6 protein-coding genes and 1 pseudogene are annotated in these 6,895 nt (G+C 70.8%); 4 read left to right on the forward strand and 3 right to left on the reverse strand.

The window, feature by feature from the left end:
* The 4 genes and pseudogenes from HG543_RS49885 to HG543_RS49900 all read left to right on the forward strand — a co-directional run.
* Nucleotides 1-221: pseudogene (locus tag HG543_RS49885) on the forward strand (HEAT repeat domain-containing protein); the annotation flags it as partial.
* A gap of 40 nt (nucleotides 222-261) precedes the next feature.
* Entirely contained in the window at nucleotides 262-1,218 is a 957-nt protein-coding gene (locus HG543_RS49890; RefSeq protein ID WP_169352034.1) for a ParA family protein, read from the forward strand.
* Nucleotides 1,219-1,226: 8 nt separating this feature from the next.
* Nucleotides 1,227-2,480 carry an extensin-like protein gene (locus tag HG543_RS49895; protein ID WP_169352035.1) on the forward strand — a complete coding sequence of 418 codons (1,254 nt, stop codon included), beginning with the start codon at nucleotides 1,227-1,229 and terminating at the stop codon, nucleotides 2,478-2,480.
* A 265-nt stretch (nucleotides 2,481-2,745) separates the two neighbouring features.
* A complete protein-coding gene (locus HG543_RS49900; protein WP_169352036.1) occupies nucleotides 2,746-3,396 on the forward strand; it encodes a DUF4382 domain-containing protein in 651 nt (216 codons plus the stop codon).
* A 27-nt stretch (nucleotides 3,397-3,423) separates the two neighbouring features.
* Here the strand turns inward: HG543_RS49900 and HG543_RS49905 are convergent, their stop codons facing one another.
* The 3 genes from HG543_RS49905 to HG543_RS49915 form a co-directional block, all read right to left on the reverse strand.
* On the reverse strand, nucleotides 3,424-4,428 hold the full coding sequence (locus HG543_RS49905) for a M48 family metalloprotease (RefSeq protein WP_169352037.1): 1,005 nt from the start codon (nucleotides 4,426-4,428) through the stop codon (nucleotides 3,424-3,426).
* Nucleotides 4,428-5,015 carry an SH3 domain-containing protein gene (locus HG543_RS49910; protein WP_169352038.1) on the reverse strand — a complete coding sequence of 196 codons (588 nt, stop codon included), beginning with the start codon at nucleotides 5,013-5,015 and terminating at the stop codon, nucleotides 4,428-4,430. Before HG543_RS49910 ends, HG543_RS49905 begins: the two co-directional genes overlap by 1 nt.
* Nucleotides 5,016-5,036: 21 nt before the next feature.
* Nucleotides 5,037-6,895 (reverse strand): adenylate/guanylate cyclase domain-containing protein (locus HG543_RS49915; protein ID WP_169352039.1); only part of this gene is annotated, 1,859 nt, incomplete at its 5' end.

Here is a 6,895-nt window from a genome sequence, read left to right on the forward strand (position 1 = left end):
CCGCCGAGCTGCGCCCCGCCCCGGCGCGTCCCGCCGCCTCTCCCGTGGAGGCGCTCTGCTCGCAGATGCTGGCGGAGGTCCGCGTCGCCGTCCGAGGCCGCTCGCTCGTCGAGCTGGCGGTCGCCCTGTCGGCCCCCGCGGAGCTCGCCCAGGAGGCGCTCACCCTTCTGTCCGCCAGGGGAGCCGTGGTCCGAAGGGGGCACAAATACTTCGCCGCTTGAGGCAAGGTAGCCGTCCCGCAGGTCTTTCGAAGGGTCGTCCATGGAAGCGCCGACGTACAGCTCCAAGCAGGTGGCCGAGATGCTCGGCGTGTCCCCGAAGCAGATTCCGGAGGGCGCGCGGAAGGAGGCCTACACCCCGGATGACATCTGGGAGCTGCGCACGACGCTGAACGCGTTCCCCGAGCGCGTGGGCCACCGCCGCCAGCTCTTCCTCAACTTCAAGGGCGGCACCGGCAAGACGTCCCTGTCCACCTCCTACGCCTGGCGCCTGGCGGAGCTGGGCTATGCCGTCCTCCTCATCGACCTCGACAGCCAGGGCCACGCCACCAAGTGCCTCGGCTACGAGGGCGAGGACTTCGAGAAGACGCTGCTGGACGTCCTCGTCCGCAAGACGCCCCTGGCCAAGGTCATCCAGAAGTCCACCCTGCCCAACCTGGACTTCATCCCCTCCAACCTCACCATGTCCACGGTGGACCTCGCGCTGATGCCCATGGCCGGCCGCGAGTTCAAGCTGCGCAACGCCCTCAAGGACGTGGAGGCCCAGTACGACGTCATCGTCTTCGACGCGCCCCCGTCCTTCGGCCTGCTCAACCTCAACGCGCTGATGGCGGCGAACGATTTGTTCGTCCCCGTGCTCGCGGACTTCCTGTCCTTCCACGGCCTCAAGCTGCTGTTCGAGACGGTGCAGAGCCTGGAGGAGGACCTGAATCACGTGCTCGACCACGTCTTCATCGTGGTCAACTCCTTCAACGCCACGTTCAAGCTGGCGAAGGAGGCGCTGGAGGCACTGCAGACGCACTATCCGGAGTTCCTGCTGCCCACCATCATCCGGCAGTGCACCAAGTTCGCGCAGGCCTCCAGCGAGGGCCGCCCGGTGTTCGTCGCGGACCCCACGTCCAAGGGCGCCAACGACATCCAGGCCATGATTGACAACATCCTGCCGCGCCTCGTCGCCGCGGCAGCCGCCGCCCAGAAGGGCACCCAGCAGGCCGGCTGAGAACCGCCATGAAGAAAGCCTTCGAACAGAACGTGTCCCGCGCCAAGCCCCGCCTCCGCCTGGGTGCGCTGACCGGCCTCATCGACCCGGCGGCCGAGCCCGCTCCCGAGGAGCCCTCGCAGGCCACCGCCGAGGCGCCCCCGGCCCCCGCCGCCGAGGCGCCCGACCTGTCCGCCGAGGTGCGCGCCCGCATCGAGCGCTCCCGTACCCCGCGCCCCACCGCCGCCGAGGCCATGGACGCGGCCCTGCGCACCCCCGCCGAGCCCGCGCACGCGGAGTCCGCGCACTCCGTGGCGCACGCCGCGCCCGTCACCTACGCGTCCCCGGCGCCGGCTCCGGAAGCACTGCATGAGGAGGCCGCGCCCGCCGCCCCCGTCACCTTCGCCGCGCCCCCCACGGCGCTGCACCTGGACGGCCTCGCGGCCGCGCACACGCCCGAGGCGCACCCCATGACGCAGGCCTCCGCGCATGTCGCTCCGTCCGTCGTCACCACGCACGTCGCGGCGCCTGTCGTCACCGCCGCCGTCGCCGAGCCCGTGGCCCGCGTGGAGGCCCCGCCCGCCGAGGTGGAGGTGCAGACGCCGGCCTCTCCGCGCGAGGAGGCGCACGACTCGGCCGCCCGCCGCGAGCGGCTGAAGGCGCGCCTCAAGGCGGTGCGCGAGAATCCGCGCCCGGAGCCGCTGCCGGCCACCGTGGCCGAGGCGGGCCAGCGCGCCGTGGAGCGCATCACCCACCTCCAGGCGGAGCTGGTGAAGGTGAAGGCGCTCAACCTCTCGCTCACCCAGGAGCTGGAGGTGTCGCGCCGGCAGGCGGAGAAGGCCACCGAGGAAGCCCGGCTGCGCATGGACGAGGCGCGCCGCCTGTCCTCGGAAATGGAGGGCCGGGTGAAGCTCCTGGCCGACCTGGAGCGCGAGCTGTCCGCGCTGGAGGGTGAGCGCGACGAGGCGCTCCTGTCCCTCCAGGAGACGCGGCAGGCGCTGCAGGCCGCGGCCCGCGAGCGCGAGGCGCTGGTGGACGAGGTGGCTCGCGGCAAGCAGGCGCTGGTGGACAGCCTCGCCGAGGAGGAGCGGCTCGCCGGGGAGCTGGAGGCCGCCAAGGACGAGTCCGCCTCGCTGCACCGCACCGTCGAGGCGCTCCAGGGCGAGCGCGACGTGCTCGCGCAGCAGGTGGCCTCGCTCACCGCCGAGCGCGCCGAGCTGCTCGAGGCGCGCAAGGCGCTGGAGTCCGTGCACCGCGCGCTCAGCCAGGCCACGGTGCGCTGAAGCGCCGAGCGCTGGTGGCGGCTCGCGCGTGATGCCGCGGCACCGTGAGCTGGGCCGCGAGCCACGGTGCGCTGATGCACCGTGCACCGCGTTGAGTCAGGCATCCGAGCGTCGGGTGCCGAGCTGCGGGAAACCCGTAAGTCCGTGGCCTTCGTGCACCGCGCGGTCCGTCGCGCCACCTCGGCGCTGACACGCGCGGGTGGCCGGCGCATCCGCCCCGGGGTCTTCCCGGTATCGCGCAAGCGATATCCCCCCCGGGAGCCTCATGAAGCGTCCACTCCTCATCGCCCCACTGCTGCTCGCCGCCTGTGGCGGAGGGGAGCTCAGCCTTTCCATCACCAGTGATGACTCGGTCGCGAGCGTCACCACCTTCGACTCACACGGTGACCTCACCACCGTGAAGTCGCTGATGCTCACCGTGGATGAAGTCTGGGTCCACGTGGCGGCCGCGAGCGCCCCGGACCCGGTGGAGGGCGAGGCCGTGGCAGAGGGCGGGACGGGCTGGCAGCGGCTGACGGACGTGGACCAGTCCTTCGACCTGATGACGGTGCGCAATGGCGCCACCCTGTCGCTCGGGGACTTCTCCCTCCCCGAGGGACGGGTGACGCAGCTGCGCCTCAAGCTGAAGCCCGAGTCCACGCTGTCGGGAGCGCGGGCGTCCCTGCCGGGCGTCGTGGTGGAGCCGAATGGCACGACGTGCGACCTGAGCCTGCCGGCGAGCGCCTTCGACCCGGGGCTGAAGCTCTCCGGCGCCGTCGAGGCGATGCGCATCGAGTCCGGCGGTCACCACCGCGCCCTCATCAACCTCAACATCAAGGACTCGGCGAAGCGGCACGGAGATACGTGCACCTATTCGCTGGATCCGGTGCTGAAGGTGAAGCGCTTCGAGCCGGGACTGGGCGGCGGCCTGCTGTAGCCGCGCGCCCCCGGCTCGCGCCTGAGCCTACGGAGTGTCCTTCGCCACCGCGGGCGCCGCACCGCGAAGGGCGGCCATTGCGGAAGGCTTCAGGGGCGGCGAGCGGAGCCCCTCGATGGCCAGCTCCGGGAACTCGCCTTCCTTGCCCTTCAGCGTGGCGACGTACGAGACGAGGTTCTTCACCCGCTCCGACTTCTTCGGATGGTTCACCCCGAGGCTGGTGTCCTCGGTCGTCTTGGCGATGAGTCGACGGTAGTCGTCCGGGTCATACCCCGCGGATACCAGCAACCGGGCCGCCATCCGGTCCGCCTCGAACTCCTGCTCATCGCTGTTTCCCTTTGCGAGCTGGTCGGCGGTCGACTCGGCGAGCTTGCCCAGCAACCCGGGCTCCTTGTCCAGGTCCAGCGTGCCGTCGCCCTTGCGGCCGGCGGACAGCGCATCCGCCGCGCCCGGGGAGAGGATGGACTCTCCCATGACGACCATCTTGCACGTCTTCACCTTCGCGGCGTTGTACTGGCGGACCGAGTGCTTGAGCACGACGTGGGCAATCTCGTGCGCCAGCACGCCAGCGAGCTGTCCCTCGTTGTCCACCGTCTCCAGCACCTTCCGGTTGATGAAGACGTAGCCCCCGGGCGCGGACACCGCGTTGAACGACTTCGAGTCGTTCAGCACGCCGAACGTCCACTCCAGCGTGGGCCGCTGCGACTGCGCCGCCAGGTTCTTTCCCACGATGTTGACGTAGTCGTGCAGCACCTCGCCGGGCCGGGAGGCCGCCTTGCCGCTGTCCTTCTCCAGCATCAGCCCGCCGCCGCGCTGCACGAAGTGGATGGCCAGCGCACCGCCGAGCGCGTACTCCTCGGTGACGCTAGGGTCCACATCCAGCTTCTTGCACTCCTCCGCCTTCTCCAGCCCTTCACTCACCTTGCCGAGCATGTTGGAGCCCGTGGTGAGGTTCTTGGGGTTCAAGCCGCCGCAGGGCGCCGCCAGCACGCCCATGCCCAGCGCCGCGAACACCGTCATCCGCAGGCCCATCACTTGCCTCCCTTCTTGCCCGTGGCGGGCGCCTTGGCCGGGGTGGCGATTGCCACCGCGTCTCGGGGGCCCACCACCGGGAACAGCCCCGCCTCCTTCACGTGCGCGGCGATCTCCGTCGTCGTCACCTTCTTGCTCCGCGCCTCCAGCGCTTGGATGGCCTCGGCGGCCTTCGCGTAGTCACCCTGCTTTTCCTTGCCGTACTCCAGGGCCCCCGGGCTCAGCGCCTTCACCGCGGCGCCGCTGGCGACGAACTTCTTCGGGTCCAGCTGCTGCTTGCCGTCCTTGTCCGTCACCAACTCCATGTTGGGCGGGGTGGTGGACAGGTTCGTCTGGAAGACGAAGCCCTTCTTCCCGTTCGTGGCCGTCACCCGGTGCCACTGCTTCTGCTTCGGGTCGGCGCCCTCCCACGTCACCTTCTCCCCTGGCTGGAGGATGACCACCGCGTTGGCCGTGGGCGCCGGGCTCTCCATCACCCGCGTGTTCTTCGCCTTCACGTACAGCGACTCGCCGACCTTCACGGCCCCCGCCGCGCCCGGCAGCGCCAGCACCGCGGCCACCAGCGCCGCGCTCGTTTTCGTCCCCATGTCTCGCCGACTCCTTTCAGCTCACTTGTCCAGGCTCGCCACCCCGTCGAACTCCGGCGGGGGCGCCTTCGCGTACTTGTGGCAGCGCTCCAAGAGCGCCTGCGTGGGCCCATCCTCCGGGTCCTCCCGCCGCCGCGCCTCCAGCACCGCCGCGGCCTCCTCGAAGCGGGCCTCGCGGTAGAGCGCCAGCGCCGCGTGGTAGCGCTCCACCGTCACCCGCCTGCGCACGTCCAGCCCGCCCTTGAGCGCCAGCAGCTCGTACACCGTGACGGCCTCCGTCTTGCCCGCCACGCGCACCCGGTCCAGCTCCCGCACCTCGATGTGCTCCTTCGCCAGCTCGTACGTGCGCGGGCCAATCATGATGACCGAGCCGTACGCCTTGTTCGCCCCCTCCAGCCGCGCGGCCAGGTTCATCCCGTCGCCAATGGCCGTGTAGCTGAAGAGCTGCTCGCTGCCGAAGTTGCCCACGAAGTTCACCGCGCTGTTGACGCCGATGCGCGTGTACACGTCCGGCAGTCCCTTCGCGCGGAACTCCTCGCGCAGCCGGTCCACCTCCGCCTTCGCCGCCAGCGCCCCGCGGCAGGCCCGCAGCGCATGGTCCGGCTGCCGCATGGGCGCGCCGAAGAGGCACACCACCGCGTCGCCAATGTACTTGTCCAGGCATCCCCCCTCCTTGAGCAGCACGCCGCTCACCCGGGTGAGATACGTATTCAGGATGCGGACCAGGCTGCGCGGATCCTCCTTGAAGCGCTCGCTGAAGGTGGAGAAGCCGCGGATGTCGCTGAAGAAGGCGGAGATTTCGACGTTCTCCCCGTCCAGCCGCGGCAGCTGGCGCTCGGAAACCATCTGCTCCACCAGCTTCGGCTCCATGAAGCGGCTGAAGGCCTGACGGATGAACTCGGCATCCTTGTTGGCCTCCAGGTGGTTGAAGGCCACCGCGGCCACGCTGGCCAGCATGCCCGCCAGCGAGGGCAGGGCGGTGAGCAGGTACGTCCCGGTCTTCGCCAGCACGGGGCCCGTCACCCAATGCATGCCCAGGTAGAGGGCCAGCGGCCACGCGATTTCCAGCGGCGTCCACCGCGCCGTCATCAGCAGCACCACGGACGCGAAGGCCACCACGAACACCAGCACCAGGCTCATCCACAGCGGCGCCTGGGTGAAGAAGCGGCCGTCTCCCAGGAGCGTGTCCAGCACCGCCGCCTGCTTCACCACGCCGGGCTCGGCGGGGGAGAAGGACGTGGCCTTCACGTCGTTGAGGCCCACCGCGTTGCCGCCGATGAGGACCACCTTGTCCCGGAAGACGTCCGGCCTGAGCCCCGTGGGCTCGCCCTGCTGGCGCAGCGTCCACGCCTCCAGCACCTGGATGAGCGACACCACCTGGAAGCGCTCGTGGAAGACGCCGCCGAAGTCGATGCTCGTACCGCCCACCGCGTCCACCGCGTACGCGCGCCCGCCCAGCCGCAGCGTCCCGCCGGACAGCTCCACCTCGCTGGCGCCCAGCAGGCCCGCCGCCACGCGCACCGGCAGCGTCGCGTACGTGTTGACGCCGTCCGAGTACGCGAAGTGCGTGCGCCGCATGAACCCGTCCGGGTCCGCCTCCGGGTCCACCAGCCCGAAGCCATCCACCACGTCCACCAGCTCGGGGATGGGCTGCACCGGGTGCCGCGGTTTCCTCCGTCCCTCCTCCACCTCGTACGACAGCACCGGCAGCGCGTGTCCCTCGGCGCGCACCGGGAAGGCCACCGCGCGCGCCATCCGCTCGAGCGGCACGGCCGGCAGCAGCTCCGCGTCGCGGGTGTCCTCGAACGACTCGCCCTCGGGGAACTCCTCCCCGGCGGGGGACGGCAGGGCCTCGGTGGGCAGCGCGTCCCGCGCGGAGG

This window comes from Pyxidicoccus fallax, from assembly GCF_012933655.1.
Taxonomy (GTDB): Bacteria; Myxococcota; Myxococcia; order Myxococcales; family Myxococcaceae; genus Myxococcus; species Myxococcus fallax.